The following is a 19,073-nucleotide window of genomic DNA, read 5'->3' as shown; positions in this document are numbered from 1 at the left end:
CCTTCAATAAAACATGCGGAAATTCTAGCTTGATCCGGCGGATGGCGAAGCATATTGTGAACGCCTGCTTAACAAATTCCTGCGAATCGATCATGACCCAAGCCCGTGGCTACGCCGCCCACAGCACTGACACCCCGCTCGTTCCCTTCAGCTTCACGCGCCGCGAACCTGGCGACGACGACGTGCTGATCGACATCCTGTACAGCGGCATTTGCCACTCCGACCTGCATCAGGCGCGCGGCGATTGGGGCAATTCGATGTACCCGATGGTGCCGGGCCACGAAATCGTCGGCCGCGTCGCGCAGGTGGGCAAGAACGTCACCAAGTTCAAGGCGGGCGATTACGCCGGCGTGGGCTGCATGGTGGATTCCTGCCAACACTGCAAGGCCTGCCGCCTGAACCTCGAGCAATACTGCGAGCAAGGCGCCACGCTGACCTACAACGACAAGGAACGCGGCAGCGACCAATTGACGTTCGGCGGCTATTCCGACCACATCGTCGTCAAGGAACACTTCGTCGTTCGGGTGTCCGACAAGCTGGACCTGAAGGCCGTGGCGCCGTTGCTGTGCGCCGGCATCACCACCTATTCGCCACTGCGCCACTGGAAGGTCGGCCCCGGCCAGAAAGTGGGCGTCATCGGCTTGGGCGGCCTGGGCCACATGGGCGTGAAATTCGCGCACGCGATGGGCGCGCACGTGGTGATGATCACGACGTCCGCCGACAAGGGCCGCGACGCCAAGCGCCTGGGCGCCGACGAAGTTCTGGTGTCGCGTGACGCAGAGGCGATGGCCGCGCATGCCGGCTCGTTCGATTTCCTGTTGAACACGGTGCCCGTCAGCCATGACGTGAATCCGTACCTGGCCTTGCTGACGCTGAACGGCACGATGGCACTGGTGGGCGCGCTGACGCCGCTGGATCCGATCCCGGGCGCCAACCTCATCCTGGGGCGTAAATCGATTGCCGGCTCGGCGATTGGCGGCATGCAGGAAACGCAAGAGATGATGGACTTCTGCGCCGAACACGGCATCGTCAGCGATGTCGAGATCGTGCCTATCCAGGCCGTGAACGACGCCTATGAGCGCCTGGCCAAGAACGATGTGAAGTACCGCTTCGTGATCGACATGGCCTCGCTTGAGAAAGAGGCGGCCGCCGCCTGACGCGCAAGCGTGCTGACCTGGGGAAAAAAAAGGGTGCCCGAAGGCACCCCGAATCCACCCTACAACAGCACCTACAACTGCAACTGCAAAGCAATCAATCTCGTCACCCGGTCAACCACTTACCGGGCGACGGATCATGCGGTAGTGCGATAACGCGATAACGCGATCAAGCCACCTTCTGTTCCTTGCCGTGTTCAAACTGGGCCTCTTCCGTGGACCCGGTCAAGGCGGTGGTGGAAGACTGGCCGTTTTCGATCGTTTGCGTCACGGCGTCGAAGTAGCCGGTGCCCACTTCGCGCTGGTGCTTCACGGCGGTGAAGCCCAAGTCGGCGGCGGCGAATTCCTTCTGCTGCAATTCCACGAAGGCGCTCATCTGGCGGCGGGCATAGCCGTGGGCCAGTTCGAACATGCCGTAGTTCAGCGCATGGAAGCCGGCCAGCGTGATGAACTGGAACTTGTAGCCCATGGCGCCCAGCTCGCGCTGGAACTTGGCAATGGTGCCGTCGTCCAGGTTTTTCTTCCAGTTGAACGAGGGCGAGCAGTTGTACGCCAGCAGCTTGCCCGGGAATTGGCGATGGATGGCGTCCGCGAACTTGCGGGCGTATTCCAGGTTGGGCGTGGACGTTTCGCACCAGATCAAGTCAGCGTAGGGCGCATAGGCCAGGCCGCGCGAAATCGCTTGGTCGATGCCGGCCTTGGTGCGGAAGAAGCCTTCCACGGTGCGCTCGCCGGTGATGAACGGGCGGTCGTTTTCGTCGACGTCGCTGGTCACCAGGTCTGCCGCGTCGGCGTCGGTACGAGCCAGCAACACGGTGGGCGTGCCCATCGTATCGGCGGCCAGGCGGGCCGACACCAGCTTGGCGACGGCCTCGCGGGTGGGCACCAGCACCTTGCCGCCCATGTGGCCGCACTTCTTCACGGAAGCCAATTGGTCTTCGAAGTGCACGCCGGCCGCGCCCGCGTCGATCATGGCCTTCATCAGTTCGAAGGCGTTCAGCACGCCGCCGAAACCGGCTTCGGCATCCGCCACGATGGGCGCGAAATAATCAATGTAGCCCTCGTCGCCCGGGTTCTTGCCTTCCATCCACTGGATCTGGTCGCAGCGCGACAAGGAATTATTGATGCGGCGAACCACTTGCGGCACCGAGTTGGCGGGGTACAGCGACTGGTCGGGGTACATCTCGCCGGCCAGGTTGGCGTCACCGGCCACTTGCCAGCCCGACAGGTAGATGGCCTTCAGGCCGGCCTTGACCTGCTGCATGGCCTGGTTGCCGGTCAGGGCGCCCAGCGAATTCACGAAGGGCTCGCTATGCAGGGATTCCCACAGCCGGGTCGCGCCACGTTCGGCCAGCGTGTGCTGCACGCTGATCGAGCCGCGCAGGCGGATGACATCCTCGGCGCTGTAGTCGCGCTTGATGCCTTGCCAGCGGCTGTTCTCGGCCCAGTCTTTCTGCAAATTGCGGATTTCGGTTTCGCGAGTGCTCATGGTGATGCTCCTGGTCAGTGATAGGAAAACTTCAAAAGATTCGCGTCTTGCATTGCGTGAATCGTTGGACAAAGTCTATGCCTGTGCTGCAGGGCAATGTGGGCTTATGTCTTATAGAAGATGAAAAATGTTTTTCTTTAAAATCAATGAATTAAAACTTCCATTTCGTATTGCGGAACGACTTTGCCATCTGTGAAATGCGCTTTGGTTGCGTAGCAGCAGGAACTTTCACATGACGAGACTTACATTTCATAATGCGAAAATTTAGCGTTTTTCCGACCGCCTACAATGCCGCTATTCCTCCGATTTCCTTGATTTGCCATGACCCTGTCTCACGGCCCCCTGGGCCAAAGCGTGGCCTACGCCTCGCAATACGATCCCTCGCTGCTGTTTCCCATCGCGCGCTCGCACAATCGAGCAGCGCTGAACCTGGAAGCCGGCAAGCTGCCCTTCACCGGCGTGGATATCTGGAACGCCTACGAGCTGTCCTGGCTGGACGCCAAGGGCAAACCGCGCGTGGCCATGGCCACGTTCTCGGTGCCTGCAGACAGCCCCAACATCATCGAATCCAAGTCGTTCAAGCTCTATTTGAATTCGTTCAACCAGACGCGCCTGGTGAATTCGGCTGCCCTGCGCGGGCGCCTGGAACGCGACCTGAGCGCCGCCGCGGGCGCGCCGGTTGGCCTGGATTTCTTCCTGCCGCAACGTTTTTCAGAATTGCGGATGGCGGAGATGGACGGCATCTATATCGACAAGCTGGACATCGAAATCGACACTTACGAGCCCGCACCCGAGCTGCTGCGCACCCGGCCCGGCGATGTGGTCGAAGAAACGCTGGCCTCGCGCCTGTTGAAGTCCAACTGCCCGGTAACCGGCCAGCCCGATTGGGCCAGCGTGCAGATCCGCTACCGGGGCGCCCCCATCGACCGCGAATCGCTGCTGCGCTATCTGGTGTCGTTCCGCCAGCACGCCGAATTCCACGAGCACTGCGTGGAACGCATCTTCAGCGACATCCAGGCCGCCTGCGCCCCGGAACACCTCACGGTCTACGCGCGCTACACGCGCCGTGGCGGGCTGGACATCAACCCGTGGCGCAGCAACGTGGAAACGTCGCCCCCGGCCGACGTACGCACAGTCCGCCAATAGGCCCAGCTCACGACCAGTTACAGATTCACCTTCCGCCGACGATATCGTCTAAGGTTCCCACGGCATCAGGCGGGCCGCCCGGCCCGCCGCCACATCCGAACCTCAGCCATTTCACTTCCCCCAGGAGGCGGCAATGCAAGTCCGTGATTGGTTTGTCGAGCGTCAACCCGAATTCGCGCAATGGCGGCAAGACCTGCACGCGCATCCGGAATTAGGTTTTCAAGAACACCGCACCGCCGAACTGGTCGCGGCCAAGCTCAAACAGTGGGGCCTGGAGGTGCATAGCGGCATCGGCCGCACGGGCGTGGTGGCGGTGTTGCGGGGCGAACGCCCCGGCGACCGTCGCATCGGGCTGCGGGCCGACATGGACGCGCTGCCCATGCAGGAGAAAACCACCCTGCCGTACCGCTCCACCCACGAAGGCAGCTTCCATGGCTGTGGGCACGATGGGCACACGGCCACGCTGTTGGCGGTGGCGCAACACCTGTCGCAGAACCGTGACTTCGCAGGCACCCTGAATTTCATCTTCCAACCGGCCGAGGAAACGCTCGCCGGCGGCGCGGCGATGATCGAAGACGGGCTGTTCACGCGCTTTCCCTGCGACGAAATCTATGGCCTGCACAACAATCCGATGCTGGGCAAAGGGCGCGTCGCCGTGCGCGAAGGCGCGCTGCTGGCCGCCTGCGACGGCTTCACCATCCGCGTGCATGGCGTGGGCTGCCACGGCGGCATGCCGCAGCAAGGCAACGACCCGGTAGTAATCGCCAGCCAGTTGGTGGGCATGCTGCAAACCGTGGTCAGCCGGTCCTTGGATCCGCTGGTGGCGGGCGTGGTCAGCGTGGGCATGATGAACGGCGGCACCGCGCCCAACGTCATCCCCGACCTGATGGAACTGCGGGGCACGGTGCGCACCATGAGCATCCCCGCCCGCGAAACCGCCTTGCGCCGCGTGCGCGAAATCTGCGACGGCCTGGCCCTGTCCAACGCCACCCGCATCGACTGCGAGTTCGGCCTGGGCTGCCCGCCCACCATCAATGCACCCGGCCCGGCCGCCACGGTCGCTGCCGCGGCGGCGCGCGTGGTCGGCATCGACGCGGTGGACGACCGCGTCACGCCCTTGATGGCCTCGGAAGATTTCTCCTACCTGCTTCAGGAATGTCCTGGCGCCTACTTCTTCGTTGGCCAGGACGGCCACTTCTGCCATCACCCTGAATACGATTTCGACGACGACATCCTGCCCATCGGCGCAGCGGTCTTCGTAGAGATCGTGCGCGACCGCCTGGGCTGATCCCCCCTTTTCTTGCTGTCGAGTCCACGGGCCGCGTTGCCATGCAACGCGCTCGTGTCCCCTTGCGCCTGTACGGCGTTCGCAGGAGTCCAAGATGACGTCTTCGTCTTCCCCCGCTTATCAAGTTTCCGCCGCCATGCGTCGGCGCGTGGTCATTGCCTCGGTGCTGGGCAATGCCTTCGAGTGGTTCGATTTCGCCATCTACGGCATGTTCGCCGCCGTGATTTCGCGCCTGTACTTCCCCACCGGCGACAGCGCAACGTCGCTGCTGCTGGGGCTGGCCACCTTTGGCGTGGCCTTTGCGGTGCGCCCGATCGGTGGCCTGGTGCTGGGCATGTACGCCGACCGCCACGGCCGCCGCCGCGCGTTGTCGCTGATGATCCTGATGATGGCGGGCGGCACCGCCCTGATCGGCCTGCTGCCCACCTATGCATCAATCGGCGTGGCGGCCAGCGTGCTGATGCTGGTGGCGCGGCTGATCCAGGGGTTTTCGGTGGGCGGCGAGTACGCCAGCGCCAGCGCCATGTTGGTGGAATTCGCACCCACCGGGCGGCGCGGCCTGTACGGCAGCTTTCAGATGTGCTCGCAGTCGCTGGCGTTTTCAGCCGGGGCCGGCGTGGTCTACCTGCTATCTTCGAACTTGTCGACGGCGGATCTGGAAAGCTGGGGCTGGCGCGTGCCGTTCCTGTTCGGCATTTTGATCGGGCCCATCGGTTATTACCTGCGCACTCAGGTAGACGAAACGCCTGAATTCCGCCGCTTTCAGGACCAGCTCGTCAAACCCGAACGCACCACGCTGCGCACGCTGTTTTCGCGGTATCCGCGTGAACTGATCGGGTCGTTCTGCATCGTGGTGACGGGCACGGCGTCCAACTACGTCATGTTGCTGTATCTGCCCATCTTCGCCGTCACGGAATTGGGGCTGACGATGGGCGACGCGCAACTGAGCAGCGCCTTGGCCGCCGTGCTGCTGCTGGTGCTGTGCCCCTTGTCGGGCGCGCTGTCGGACCGCCTGACGCGCCGCGCCCTCATGCTGCCCGCCACCTTCGCCTTTGGCGTGGTCACATGGTTCATGATGGCGCGCGTGCTGCATGCGCCGTCCTTCGCCACGCTCTTGCAGGCGCAATTGTTGGCGGCGGCCTGCATGGGTTTCATGTGGGGGCCCACGCCCGCGCTGATGACCGAGATCCTGCCCGTGAACTTGCGATCAACCGGCGTGTCGCTGTCGTACAACCTGGCGGTGATGCTGTTTGGCGGCTTGGCGCCCTTCATCAACACCGCCCTGATCCAGCAGACCGGCAACCTGATGGTGCCGGCCTATTACGTGGCGCTGTGCGTGTTGATTGGTTTGATTGGGCTGATGCTGCTTGGCCCGGGCAAGCCAGGGGGAGACGGCGTCCAAGAAAAGTCAGGACCGGGTGGCGACACCCGAAACACGTCAGGACCGGGCGACCGCGCCCCCCGCCAGCACGGGATCGGCGCGGCGCGCCTGCACGGCGATCCACTGCGCTAGCAACGCCGCCGCCGCGAACGCCACGCCCGCGCCCACCCACGGCCCCTGGCGGAATCCTGCATCCAGCAGCAGGCCGAACGCCAGCGGGCCCAGGGCCGAGCCCACGTCCATGCCCGAATACACCAGCCCATAGACAGAACCGGTGGAACCCTTGGGCGTGACGCGGCGGATCAGCATGTCGCGCGAAGGCGCCGCCACGCCCGAGCAGAAGCCGGCCAGGCCCACCACCGGTGCGGCCAGTGCGCCGGGCACCAGGCCCAGGGCCAGCACCACCAGCGTCAAGCCGGCCAACAACAGCGCCACCATCACGGTGCGCTCGGTGCGCGGGTTGGCCGACACCAGGAAGCCACCCGCCGCCATGCCCACGGCCGACGCCACCATGTAGCCGGACAACGCCGAGCTGGCCACCACTTCAGACAGGCCGTACAACTGGTCCAGCAGCGGAATCGTGTAGTTCTGCACCGACGACAACGCGATCGACGTGCAGGCAAAGAACAGGAACGCGCCCCACAGCGCGGGCTTGGACAGCAGCGTCGCCAGGGTAGTCAGCACGCCTTCTTGCGGCTTGGGCGCGGCATTGGATGCCGCGGTGGCGGCCTGGGCTGCGTCCTTGCCGTCATCCTTTGCTTCGGCGTCCAGGGATATGGGCCCACCAAGCAGATGGCCGCCCAGCACGGTCAACACCAGCACCACCGCCACCAGCCCCGCGGCGCTATAGGCGGCCACGCGCCAGTCGGCCAGCAAGGTGATGGTGGTCATGAATATCGGCGTCAGCGCCCAGCCCAGGTTGCCGGTCAGCCCGTGCGCTGAAAACGCGTGCCCCAGGCGCGACGGCGTAATGCGGTGGTTGATGATGGAGTAGTCGGCCGGATGGAACACCGAATTGCCGATGCCGCCCACAATGGCAGCAAACATCAGCATGGGGTAGCCGTTGGCCGAGCCGATCAACACGCCCGACAACACAAAGCACGCCAGCCCGAACCACAGCACGGGCCGCGCGCCGATGCGGTCCACGACGAAACCCGAGGACGCCTGGCCGATGCCCGACACCACGTAGAACGTAGCCACCAGCGCCCCCACCCGCGCGAAGTCCAGGCCAAACGCCGTGGCCAGGGACACGTTGAGCAGGGGTAGCACCAGTTGGAAAAAGTGCGATGCGGCGTGTGCAACGCCGATCAACAGAATGGTCTTCCAGTCGCGCCGGCGGACATCGGCATCCGAGGGCAAGGGGGTGGTGGCGGTGTGCATTGCAAAAGGCCGCGCAAGCGGCGGGTAGCGCACGCAGTGATGCGGTGCGCGGGTTGTCTCCGGCAACGGCCGGGAGCCCGGCCGTTGAGTTCATGGCGAATGCGGCGACAAGGCCGGGCCGGATCGTGCCGGCCATCGCTCTTGGACTGTATTGGCGGCCGCCATGCGCGAGCCCGGCCGCCGTCTGCAAATCAGGATACTGCCAGGGCGCTTACAGCGCCTTTTCGCGAATGGCGGGCCAGGCGCGCTGCAGGTAATACAGCATCGACCAGACCGTCAGCACCGCCGCAACAATGATCAGCACGTCGCCCAGCAGCTTGGTGCTGATGCCGTAGACGGGCTGGTTGTACAGCAGGCAGGGAATCGCCACCATCTGGGCGGCGGTCTTGAACTTGCCCAGGCGGTGCACGGCGACACTGGCGCTGGCGCCGATCTTGGCCATCCATTCGCGCAAGGCGGAAATGGTGATTTCACGGCCGATGATGATCAGCGAGATAAAGGCGTCGACGCGGCTCAGGTCCAGCAGGACGATCAGCGCGGCGCAGACCATCAGTTTGTCGGCAACCGGGTCCAGGAAGGCGCCGAAGGCCGAGGTCTGGTTCCAGCGGCGGGCCAGCCATCCGTCGAACCAATCGGTCAGCGCCGCAATGATGAACGCCCACGCCGCGAAGGTGTCGCGCGTGGGGACCGACATCCAGCTCTCGGGCAGGTAGAACAGCCCGACCACCAGAGGAATCATGGCGATGCGCAGCCACGTCAGGATTATGGGTACGTTAATTGGCATAGTGTCCGTATGCTACATCAGCCGGATGACGCTGGCTGTATCGACGCGGTGGGGTGGCCGCGCTTTGGCCGGCGCCCGGCCACTGCACGAGCCGATATCGGCTAGCCACGCAGCGCCTCGTAGATGCGTTCGGCCAGGTCTTGGGAAATGCCGTCCACCGATGCCAGGTCTTCAATGCTGGCGGACGCCACCCCCGAAAATCCGCCGAACCGGGCCAACAGGCGCTGGCGGCGCCGGGCGCCCACCCCTTCAATTTCTTCCAGCCGCGACACATTGCGCGTCTTGGCGCGGCGCGCCCGCATGCCGGTGATGGCAAAGCGGTGCGCCTCGTCACGCACCTGGGCAATCAGCATCAGCGCGGCGGACTCGCCACCCAGCGCCACGGGGGGCCGCTCGTCGGCGAACACCAGGGTTTCCAGGCCAACCTTGCGCCCTTCCCCCTTGGCCACGCCGACCAGCGTCTGGATGTCCAACCCCAATTCCGCAAACACCTTGCGCGCCACTTCGACCTGGCCCTTGCCGCCATCGATCAGCACCAGGCCCGGCATCTGGGCGTCGCCATCCGCCACCTTGGCGAAGCGGCGCGTCAACACCTGGCGCATGGCCGCGTAATCGTCGCCCGGGGTGATGCCGGCAATGTTGTAACGGCGGTAGAGCGAGGGCTGCATGTCGTGGTGTTCAAACACCACGCACGATGCTTGCGTGGCTTCGCCGGCCGTGTGGCTGATGTCGAAGCATTCAATGCGCAGCGCATCAAGCGCGGCTTCATCGGTGTCCAGGTCCAGCGCCTCGGCCAGCGCCAGCGTGCGGCCGGCGCGGGCCCCGGATTCGGTCAGCGCGCGGGCCAGCGCCATCTCGGCGTTCTTGCCCGCCTGTTCCAGCCACGAACGGCGCGCGCCCTGCGGACGGGTCAGCAGGCGTGACGGTCGCCCGCCCGCCTGTTCGATCAGCAGGTTGATCAAGTCGGGGTCGGGCAAGGCGTGCGAACAGACCAGCACGGGCGGCATGGCGTTGTCGGTGTAGTGCTGGGCAACAAAGGCCTCAAGCACCTGCGGCGCGGCTTCGCCCTCGGCGTGCGTCGGAAAGAAGGGTTTGTCGCCCAGGTGGCGGCCACCGCGCACCATCGCCAGGTTCACACAGACCTTGCCACCCGCTACGGCCACCGCAATGATGTCGGTGTCTTCGCCGCTGGTGTTCTCCATGGTCTGCTGATGCAGGACGCGCGCCAGCGACCCCATCTGGTCGCGCAGCGCGGCGGCTTCCTCAAAGCGCAGTTCACCCGCCGCCTGCTGCATGCGCGCTTCGATTTCGCCCATGACGTCTTTTGCTTCGCCATTCAGGAAGCGCACCGCGCGCTGCACGTCGCGCTCGTACTCCTGGGCCTCGATGGCGCCCACGCAAGGCGCCGAACAGCGCCCGATCTGATGCAACAGACAGGGGCGCGAGCGGTTGGCGAAGACGGTGTCTTCACAGGTGCGCAGGCGGAAGACTTTTTGCAGGATCTGGATCGTCTCGCGCACCGCCCACGCGTTGGGGAACGGTCCGAAGTACTGGCCGCGCTTGTTGGTCGCGCCGCGATAGTAGGCAATGCGCGGCCATTCGTGGCCGGTGATCAGCAGATAGGGGTAGGACTTGTCGTCGCGAAACAGGATGTTGTAGCGCGGCTTCAGGCTCTTGATGAGGTTGTTTTCCAGGATCAGCGCTTCGGCTTCCGAGCGCGTCACGGTGACCTCCAGCCGCGCCACTTTCGACACCATCTGGGCGATGCGGGGGCTGGCAAGGTTCTTCTGGAAATACGACGAGACGCGCTTCTTCAGGTCGCGCGCCTTGCCGACATACATGACTTCACCGGCTGCATCCAGGTGCCGGTAGACACCTGGAAGATGCGGCAGGTCAGACAGGAACGATTTGAGATTGAAGTCGTCGGGCATTCTGATAACGGCCTTCGGCCTGCAAGGTATCCCAGTCGGGCGCATCGAAACGCGGCATCAGGCGGCGGATGCGTTCAACCGATTCGGGCGCGTGGTCGAACTTCAGGCGCGACAGCAAATCGTCGGCCAGGTCCGGCCGGTTGCACACCAGCACCATGTCGCAACCCGCGTTGAGCGCGGCCTTGGCACGGGCCAGGATATCACCCGCCACCGACGCGCCTTCCATCGTCAGGTCGTCGGAAAACACCACGCCGTCATAGCCCAGGCGCTTGCGCAGGATGTCTTGCACCCACTTCTTGGAAAAGCCCGCCGGATGCTTGTCCACCTTGGGGTAGATCACGTGCGCGGGCATCACCGACGGCAGCACGGCGTCGCCCAGCCAGGCGTAGGGTGCGGCGTCGTCCTTCAAGATGTCGTCCAGCTTGCGGGGGTCGACGGGAATTTCGTGGTGCGAGTCCGCGCCCACGTAGCCGTGGCCAGGGAAGTGCTTGCCGCAGGCCGACATGCCGGCCAGCGCCAGGCCCTGGATCAGCGCGCGCGACAGCATCGTGACCACGCGCGGGTCCGAATGGAAGGCCCGGTTGCCGATCACCTGGCTGGCGCCGTAGTCCAGGTCCAGCACCGGCGTGAAGCTCATGTCCACACCGCAGGCGCGCAGTTCGGCAGCCAGCACGTAGCCGGCCTCGGTCGCCAGGCGCATGGCCTGCAAGGGGTCACGGTCCCACAGCGTGCCCAGGTCGCGCATGGCGGGCAAGGCGGTGAAGCCGTCTTCGCGGAAGCGCTGCACGCGGCCGCCCTCGTGGTCCACCAGGATCAGCAGCGGCTCCTTGCGAGCCTTGTGGATCTGGCGGGTCAGCTTGGTCAGTTGCTTGCGGTTCTCGAAATTGCGGGAGAACAGAATCACGCCGCCCACCAGGGGGTGGCGCAGGCGGGTCTTTTCTTCTTTGGTCAGCGAGGTTCCCGCCACATCGACCATCACGGGGCCGGGGGGCAGGACTACCTTGGATTTTTTCTTGGCCATGAGGGGTCCTAATTCAGGGCTTGCGTTCGACCACCACATAGGCGGCGGCCATATCGGATTCGTCGGTGATGGACACATGCGCCGCGCCGAACCGTTGACCATACCAGTCTTGCAGTTCAGGCGCGATGACCAGCACCGGGCGCCCGCCCGGCGCGTTCAGCGTCTGCACGCGCCGCCACGTCATGGGCATGCGCATGCCCAAGCCGATGGCCTTGGAAAATGCTTCCTTGGCGGCAAAGCGGGTCGCCAAAAAGCGCACGCCGCGCACCGGGTCACGGGCACGGCGCGCATGGAACTTTTGCAGTTCTTCAGTGCCCAGGATTTTTTCCGCGAACCGGTCGCCATGCCGTTCCAGCGCACGTTCAATCCGGTCGATGCGCAGCAGGTCCATGCCGATGCCAGCGATGGCGCCTGCCGGGGCGGGGGCTGCGGTGGGGGCCGCGCTGGCGGCTGCTGCGGGAGCCTTGGAGGAGTCAGACATAAACGTCACCCAAAAACAGCGGCACGGGATGCGTGACGCAAGATGGTGGCATCCGTCATCCGGCCAGCGGTCACAGGCCGCGCAGCGCTTGCAGGCGTGCCTGCACCATCACCGCCTTCATGTCGCGAACCGCTTTTTCCCAGCCGTCGAACACCGCCTGCGCCACGATGGCGTGGCCGATGTTCAGTTCAGAGATACCGTCAATGGCGGCCACCGGGGCCACGTTGCCCAGGTGCAGGCCATGGCCGGCGTTCACGCGCAAGCCATGGCGCAGCCCTTCGACCACGGCCAGGCGGATGCGTTGCAGCTCGGCTTCGGCCGCATCGCCCTGCGCTTCCGCATAGGCGCCGGTATGCAGTTCAATGACCGTGGCGCCGGTCTTGGCCGCCGCGGCAATCTGCACCGGGTCCGGGTCGATGAACAGGGACACGCGTATGCCCGCTTCGACCAGCAGGCCCACGGCGTCCGTCACGGAGTCCATGGCGCCGGCTACTTCCAAGCCGCCTTCGGTGGTGAGCTCGGTGCGCTTTTCGGGCACCAGGCAAACGTCCTGGGGTTTGACGGCGCAGGCAATTTCCAGCATTTCCGCCGTGATCGCGCATTCCAGGTTCATGCGCGTGCGCAGTTGCGGACGAATCGCGTACACGTCGGCGTCCTGGATATGACGCCGGTCTTCACGCAGATGCAGCGTGATGAGGTCGGCGCCGGCGTCCTCCGCGCGAAGCGCGGCGGCCACCGGGTCCGGATACACCGTATGGCGTTGTTGCCGCAAGGTGGCAACGTGATCGATATTTACACCAAGTTCTATCATTGCGTGGTCGTCGACACTTTGGTCGGTTCTTTCGTGGTTTCTTCCCAGCCGCCGCCCAAGGCCTTGTAAAGCTCCACGCGGTTGATCAGCGCGGCCAAACCGGTCTGCACCAGCGACAACTGGGCATTGAAGAAGTCTACCTGCGCGGTCTGCACCTGCAAGAAGCTATCGATGCCGTTGGTATAACGCAGGTTCGACAGTTCCAGGGTGCGCGAAGACGATTCCTGCAAGGCGCGTTGGGCGTCCAACTGCGCGCCGTAGGTGGCTTCGCCCGCCAGCGCGTCGGACACTTCCCGGAACGCCTGCTGGATGGTCTGCTCGTATTGCGCCACGGCGATGTTGTCGCGCGCCTTGGCCAGGTTCAGCCCTTCGCGGATCGTGCCGCCGGCAAACAGCGGGGTCGTGATGGACGGCGAGAAACTCCAATAGCCCTGGCCGCCCTTGAACAGGTCACCCAGCGACGGACTGGCCACGCCCAACAGACCGGTCAGGGAAATGGTGGGGAAGAACGCCGCGCGGGCCGCGCCGATGTTGGCGTTGGCCGACCGCAGCTGGTTTTCCGCCGCCAGAATGTCAGGGCGCCGTTCAAGCAGGTCGGACGGCAGGCCCGACGGCACGGTGGCCAACAACTGGTCGCGGCCAAAGGTGGCGGGCGGCGGCAGGTCTTCGGGCAAAGGCGCGCCCACCAGCAGCACCAGCGCGTTCAGCGCCTGGGCGCGGGCCCGGGCCAATTGCGCCAGGTCAGACGACGCCGTGTCCAGCAGCGTCTTGGACTGGTTCAGATCCAGTTCGGACGCCACGCCGCCGTCAAAGCGGCGCTTGACCAGGTCATAGGATTCCTGGCGCGACGCCAACGTGCGCTGCGTCAGGTCCAGTTGGACTTCGGCCGCGCGCAGGTTGAAGTACGCCTGCGCAACGGAACCGACCAGCGTGATCTGCACGGTCTTTTGCGCCTGCTCGGTCGACAGGTACTGCTGGTACGCCGCTTCCGACAGGTTGCGCAGACGGCCGAACAGATCAATTTCAAACGTCGTCAGGCCAATGCCGGCCTGGTACGAGCTGGAAATCGAGCTGGAATCCGGCCCGCCCGCGCGCATGTTGGCCGGCAGATGCTGGCGCTGGCCCTGGATGCCGGCGCCAATGCTGGGCCACTGCGCGCCGCGCTGAACCCCATACTGGGCACGCGCTTCTTCCACGCGCTGCACCGCCACGCGCAGGTCGCGGTTGTTGACGAGCGACAGCGCGATCAGGCTTTGCAGGCGCGGGTCGCGGAAAAATTCGCGCCAGCCCAAATCGGCGGCGGGTATGCCGGCTTCGGGCAAGACCGCTGACGCCGGCTGCGAGCCGAGCGACGTGGGGTTGTTGTAGCCGCCGTACTGCACCTTGGGCTGATCGGGCCAGACGCCCGTGATCGGTGCGTCGGGACGCTTGTAGTCGGGCGCCAGCGAGCAGCCGGCCAACGCCACCGCCACGAAGGCGGACAGGGCGGATTGCTTGATCATCAGGGCTTTCATGCCTTGCCCTCCGGGCCACCATTGGGTTGTGCGGGAGTGTGGGCGGTGTCCGTTGCGGGCTGCCCTTCTGCGGCCTTCTTGGCAGCCTGCTCTTCTTCCCAGGCCTTCAGTTCGGCGCCCAGCAGGCGCGGGCGGGTCTTGAACAGGCCCAGAACCACCACGAAGAAGGTCGGCACGAAGATCACGGCGAACGGCGTGGCGGCGAGCATGCCGCCCAACACGCCCAGGCCCACCGCGCGCTGGCTGGCGGCGCCCGCGCCGGTGGCCATGGCCAGCGGCACCACGCCCAGGATGAACGCCAGCGACGTCATCAAGATCGGCCGGAACCGCAGCCTGGCCGCTTCCACCGCCGATTCATACAGCCCCATGCCCCGGGCGTACTGATCCTTGGCGAACTCCACGATAAGAATGGCGTTCTTGGCCGCCAGGCCAATCACGGTCACCATGCCCACCTGGAAGTACACGTCGTTGGACATGCCCAGCGCGCTGACCAGCGCCACGGCGCCCAGCATGCCCAGCGGCACCACCAGCATGACCGACAGCGGAATGGCCCAGCTTTCATACAGCGCGGCCAACACCAGGAACACGATCAGCAGCGACAGGCCCATCAGGATAGGCGCCTGGTTGCCGGCTTGCCGTTCCTGGTAGGACAGGCCCGTCCATTCGTAGCCGAAGCCTTGCGGCAACTGCGCCACCAGGTTCTGCATTTCTTCCATGGCCTGGCCGGTGGTGTAGCCCGCGGCGGCGGCGCCGCCGATACGCATGGACTCGTAGCTGTTGTAGCGCACCACCTGCACCGGGCCCTGGACCCACTCGGCCGACACGAAGGTCGACAAGGGCACCATGCCGCCCTGGCCGTTGCGTGCGTTCAGCTTCAGGACATCGGACAACTGCATGCGATACGGCGCATCCGCCTGCACCCAGATGTTCTGCATCCGGCCCATGTTGGGGAACTTGCTCAGGTAGGCCGAACCGACTGCCGTCGAAATCAGCGATGCCGCTTCATTGAAGTCCACGCCCAAGGCGGCGGCCTTGTCGCGGTCAATGTTCAGCGTCAGTTGCGTGCCGGCCGCCAGGCCGGTAATACGCACCTGCGACAGCACCGGGCTCTTCATCGCCATGCCCATCAGCTGGCCTGTCGCGGCGGCAAGCGCCGCGGTACCGGCCGCGCCACGGTCTTGCAGACGCAAGTCGAAGCCGGTGGCGTTACCCAGGGACGAAATGGCCGGCGGCACCAGGGTGAACACCTGCGCATCGTGGATGCCCATCAACTGCTTCTGGAAGGCATTGAAGGCAATGGCGCCCGCCGAATCCTGCTTCTCTTTACGGTCCTTGAAGTCTTTCAAGGTGGTGAACGCAATAGCTGCGTTCAGGCCGTTACCGTTAAAGCTGAAGCCCTGCACGGCGATGATGTTCTCGACCGCGGGAATGCTGCGGAAGTATTCCTCGACCTGTTCGATCACTTCAACCGTGCGGTTGGCGCTGGCGCCCGTGGGCAGTTCGATGTTGCTGATGACGTAGCCCTGGTCTTCCTCGGGCAGGAACGACGACGGCAGGCGCAGGTACAGCCAGCCCAGCAGCAGCACCAGCACCAGGAAGGCCAGCATCATGCGGCCGCCCTTGTGCAGAATGCGCGACACCCAGTTCTGGTAACCGTGGGTGGTGGCGTCGAACTTGCGGTTGAACCAGCCGAAGAAGCCTTTTTTCTCGTTGTGGTGCCCTTTGGGGATCGGCTTGAGAATGGTGGCGCACAAGGCCGGTGTGAAAGTCAGCGCCAGCAGGGCCGAGAAGAAGATCGACACGGCCATGGCCACCGAAAACTGACGGTAGATCACGCCCACGGACCCGCTCATGAAGGCCAGCGGCAAGAACACCGTAACCAGCACCAGCGTGATACCGATAATGGCGCCGCTGATCTGCGGCATGGCTTTCTTGGTGGCCTCCTTGGGCGGCAAGCCCTCGCTGGCCATGATGCGTTCAACGTTTTCGACGACCACGATGGCGTCATCCACCAGAATCCCGATGGCAAGCACCATCGCGAACATGGTCAATACGTTGATGGAAAAGCCCAGCCCCAGCATCACCGCGAACGACCCCAGCATGGCCACCGGAACGACCAGCGCGGGAATCAGCGTGTAGCGCACGTTCTGCAGGAACAGGTACATCACCAGGAACACCAGCACCATGGCTTCAGCCAGGGTGTGCAGCACCTGCTCGATCGACACCTTCACGTAGGGCGCGGTGTCGTAGGGAATGGCGTACTGGATGTTGCCCGGGAAGTACTTGGACAGCTCTTCCATCTGCTGGCGCACGCCCTGGGCGGTGGCCAGCGCGTTGGCGTCCGGCGACAGCACAATGGCGAAGGCCGCCGTCGGCTTGCCGTTCAGGCGAGCACCGAACTGGTAGTTGTCGGCGCCGACTTCAATGCGGGCCACGTCACGCAGCAGCACCTTGGAACCATCGGTGTTGGCGCGCAGCACGATCTTGCCGAAGCCGTCCACGGTGCTCAACTGACCGTTTGCCGTGACCGTGGCCGTGATGCGTTGCGATTCCGGGTTGGGCGGCGCGCCGATGCTGCCGCCCGAGATCAGGACGTTCTGGGCCGCGATGGCCTGGTTGACCTCGTTCATGCTCAGGTTGAAGCCCACCAGCTTGGCGGGGTCTACCCAGACACGCATGGCGCGCGGCGCCGCGAACAACTGGAACTGGCCTACGCCGGCCACGCGCGAAACCGGGTTCTGCACGTTGCGCGTGATGTAGTCGGCCAGCGCCGTCTGGTCCAGCGACCCATCCGCCGACGACAGCGTCACGATCATCAGGAAGCCGGTACTGGTCTGCTCGTATTGCAGGCCCTGCTGCTGCACGGCGGACGGCAACTGCGCAATCACGTTCGAAACGCGGTTCTGCACGTCAACCTGAGCCAGGTCAGGGTTGGTGCCCGGCGCGAAGGTCGCGGTGATGGTGGCCGTGCCGTAGGAATCGCTGACCGACTCGTAGTAGATCAGGCCCTTGGCGCCGTTGAGCTTGTCTTCGATGATGCTGGTGACCGATTCGGCCACCTCGTTCGCCGAAGCGCCAGGGTACGTGGCGGTGATCGTGATGGCCGGCGGGGCCACATCCGGGTACTGCGCCACTGGCATGTTCGGGATGGCCAACACCCCGGCCAGCAGAATGAACAGGGCAACTACCCAGGCGAAAATTGGTCGATCAATAAAAAATTGCGGCATGTGGGCTGACTCTGAAAGCGATGCTCACCAAAGAGGAACGCGGCGCTTGTGACGCCGCGTGCCGCTTACGATTTCTGGCCTGCGGCCTTGTCCTGCTGAGCGGGCTCGGCAGGCTTGGACGGCGCGGCGGGCTGGCCGCCCGGTTGGGGCTCGGGTTTCGCGGCGGGCTGTGCCCCGGGCTGTGCGCCGGATTGGGCCGCGGGTTGACCCGCGGGTTGACCCGTTTTAGGCGCCGCGCCGTTCTTGGTCCATTGGCTGACCTGCACCGGCGCCCCGGGACGAATCTTCTGGAAACCTTCCACCACGACCACGTCACCGGCATTCAGGCCACTGGTGATCAACCAGTTGTTGCCCAGCGCGCCGCCGGTGGTGACGGGCAACTGTTGAATCTTGTTGTCCTTGACCAGCATCAGGCTTTGCGAGCCGTCGGCGGTGCGTTGCAGCGCCTGCTGCGGCACCATCAGCGCCTTGTCGTCCACGCCCTGCTCCAGGCGCACCCGCACATACATGCCGGGCAGCAAGATGCCATCGGGGTTGGGCACTTCGGCGCGCAGGTTCACCTGACCCGTGGACGGATCCACGGTAATGCCCGTGAACAACAGCTTGCCGGGGTGCTCGTATTCCGTGCCGTCTTCCAGCATGACCATGGCGCGGGCAGTGTCCTTGCCTACTTGCTGCAGCTTGCCGCTGGCGAACGCGCGACGCAGCGAGGCCAATTCAGCGGTGGACTGAGTGAAGTCCACGTAGATCGGGTCAAGTTGCTGCACGGTGGCCATCTGCGTGGCCGAGGTGGATTCCACCAACGCGCCTTCGGTGACCAGCGGCTTGCCGATGCGGCCCGTGATGGGCGAGGTGACGTCGGTATAGCCCAGGTTGATGGCGGCGTTGTCTTGCGCGGCCTTCGCGGCGGCGACGGTGGCGTCGGCCTGCCGGAACGAGGCCACGGCGTTGTCGTATTCCTGCTTGCTGACCGCGTTGGCCTTCACCAGCGGGGCGTAGCGGTCGGCCAGCAGCTTGGCGCTGAACAGGTTCGCTTGCGCCTGCTTCAGTTGTGCCGTGGCCTGATCGTAGGCGGCCTTGTAGGGCGCCGGATCGATCTTGAACAGCAGTTGGTTTTCCTTGACGTCGCCACCTTGCTCGAAGGTGATCTTCTGCACGATGCCCGTCACTCGCGCGCGGATTTGCGCATCGCGCACGGCATCCACGCGGCCAGGGAGTTCAGAAACGATGGGCGCGCGCTCAGGCTGAACGGTGATGACGCTGACCTGGGGCATGCCCGGATTCATATGCGGCTCTTCTCCGCATCCCGCCAACACCAGCGCGAGGATGCCACCGGAAACAGCCAGACCTGAAACACGTTTAGGCAAAAACCGCATTGAAACCCCCGCGTAGCGTAGTGAACCGCTTCAGTTAATCGCATCAATCATTAACCGCATCAATCGGCTGAATCAGGCTAACGAATCATC

14 protein-coding genes are annotated in these 19,073 nt (G+C 64.5%); 4 read left to right on the top strand and 10 right to left on the bottom strand.

Translation table 11 applies throughout. The features are described from left to right. The first annotated feature begins 92 nt into the window (after positions 1–92). On the top strand, positions 93–1,157 hold the full coding sequence (locus M2361_RS02610) for an NAD(P)-dependent alcohol dehydrogenase (protein WP_259246087.1): 1,065 nt from the start codon (positions 93–95) through the stop codon (positions 1,155–1,157). Positions 1,158–1,323: 166 nt separating this feature from the next. Here the strand turns inward: M2361_RS02610 and aceA are convergent, their stop codons facing one another. Further along, positions 1,324–2,643 (bottom strand): isocitrate lyase, encoded by a 1,320-nt coding sequence (gene aceA, locus M2361_RS02605; protein ID WP_100856496.1) that lies wholly within the window; start codon positions 2,641–2,643, stop codon positions 1,324–1,326. Between the two features lie 321 nt (positions 2,644–2,964). Between aceA and queF the strand changes: the two genes are divergently transcribed. From queF to M2361_RS02590, 3 genes are all read left to right on the top strand, one after another. After that, positions 2,965–3,789, top strand: coding sequence for an NADPH-dependent 7-cyano-7-deazaguanine reductase QueF (gene queF, locus M2361_RS02600; protein WP_259246086.1), 825 nt, complete (start codon positions 2,965–2,967; stop codon positions 3,787–3,789). Between the two features lie 133 nt (positions 3,790–3,922). Continuing rightward, positions 3,923–5,077 carry a M20 aminoacylase family protein gene (locus M2361_RS02595; protein ID WP_259246084.1) on the top strand — a complete coding sequence of 385 codons (1,155 nt, stop codon included), beginning with the start codon at positions 3,923–3,925 and terminating at the stop codon, positions 5,075–5,077. Positions 5,078–5,171: 94 nt separating this feature from the next. Beyond that, positions 5,172–6,590 (top strand): MFS transporter, encoded by a 1,419-nt coding sequence (locus M2361_RS02590; protein ID WP_259246083.1) that lies wholly within the window; start codon positions 5,172–5,174, stop codon positions 6,588–6,590. Here M2361_RS02590 and M2361_RS02585 read toward each other — a convergent pair. The 9 genes from M2361_RS02585 to M2361_RS02545 form a co-directional block, all read right to left on the bottom strand. Beyond that, the gene (locus M2361_RS02585; RefSeq protein WP_259246082.1) at positions 6,516–7,838 is read right to left on the bottom strand and encodes an MFS transporter; all 1,323 of its coding nucleotides are present in this window, start codon (positions 7,836–7,838) and stop codon (positions 6,516–6,518) included. The genes M2361_RS02590 and M2361_RS02585 overlap by 75 nt on opposite strands. A gap of 211 nt (positions 7,839–8,049) precedes the next feature. Then, positions 8,050–8,622 carry a CDP-diacylglycerol--glycerol-3-phosphate 3-phosphatidyltransferase gene (gene pgsA / locus M2361_RS02580; protein WP_006225674.1) on the bottom strand — a complete coding sequence of 191 codons (573 nt, stop codon included), beginning with the start codon at positions 8,620–8,622 and terminating at the stop codon, positions 8,050–8,052. Between the two features lie 101 nt (positions 8,623–8,723). Further along, positions 8,724–10,553: an excinuclease ABC subunit UvrC gene (uvrC, locus tag M2361_RS02575; protein WP_259246079.1), complete on the bottom strand. Its 1,830-nt coding sequence runs from the start codon at positions 10,551–10,553 to the stop codon at positions 8,724–8,726. Continuing rightward, complete coding sequence (nagZ, locus tag M2361_RS02570; protein ID WP_259246078.1) at positions 10,516–11,574, bottom strand: beta-N-acetylhexosaminidase; 1,059 nt, start codon at positions 11,572–11,574, stop codon at positions 10,516–10,518. Before nagZ ends, uvrC begins: the two co-directional genes overlap by 38 nt. 13 nt (positions 11,575–11,587) lie before the next feature. Beyond that, a complete protein-coding gene (gene acpS, locus M2361_RS02565) occupies positions 11,588–12,055 on the bottom strand; it encodes a holo-ACP synthase (RefSeq protein WP_259246077.1) in 468 nt (155 codons plus the stop codon). A 70-nt stretch (positions 12,056–12,125) separates the two neighbouring features. Continuing rightward, on the bottom strand, positions 12,126–12,866 hold the full coding sequence (locus M2361_RS02560) for a pyridoxine 5'-phosphate synthase (RefSeq protein ID WP_259246076.1): 741 nt from the start codon (positions 12,864–12,866) through the stop codon (positions 12,126–12,128). Then, positions 12,863–14,380 (bottom strand): efflux transporter outer membrane subunit, encoded by a 1,518-nt coding sequence (locus tag M2361_RS02555; RefSeq protein WP_259246075.1) that lies wholly within the window; start codon positions 14,378–14,380, stop codon positions 12,863–12,865. Before M2361_RS02555 ends, M2361_RS02560 begins: the two co-directional genes overlap by 4 nt. Continuing rightward, positions 14,377–17,607 carry an efflux RND transporter permease subunit gene (locus M2361_RS02550; RefSeq protein ID WP_259246074.1) on the bottom strand — a complete coding sequence of 1,077 codons (3,231 nt, stop codon included), beginning with the start codon at positions 17,605–17,607 and terminating at the stop codon, positions 14,377–14,379. Before M2361_RS02550 ends, M2361_RS02555 begins: the two co-directional genes overlap by 4 nt. A 65-nt stretch (positions 17,608–17,672) precedes the next feature. Then, positions 17,673–18,983: an efflux RND transporter periplasmic adaptor subunit gene (locus M2361_RS02545; RefSeq protein ID WP_259246073.1), complete on the bottom strand. Its 1,311-nt coding sequence runs from the start codon at positions 18,981–18,983 to the stop codon at positions 17,673–17,675. Between the last annotated feature and the right edge of the window lie 90 nt (positions 18,984–19,073).

The sequence above is a fragment of the Achromobacter sp. JUb104 genome, from assembly GCF_024806975.1.
Taxonomy (GTDB): Bacteria; Pseudomonadota; Gammaproteobacteria; order Burkholderiales; family Burkholderiaceae_B; genus Achromobacter; species Achromobacter spanius.
This window is presented reverse-complemented; position numbering and strand designations above follow the sequence as displayed.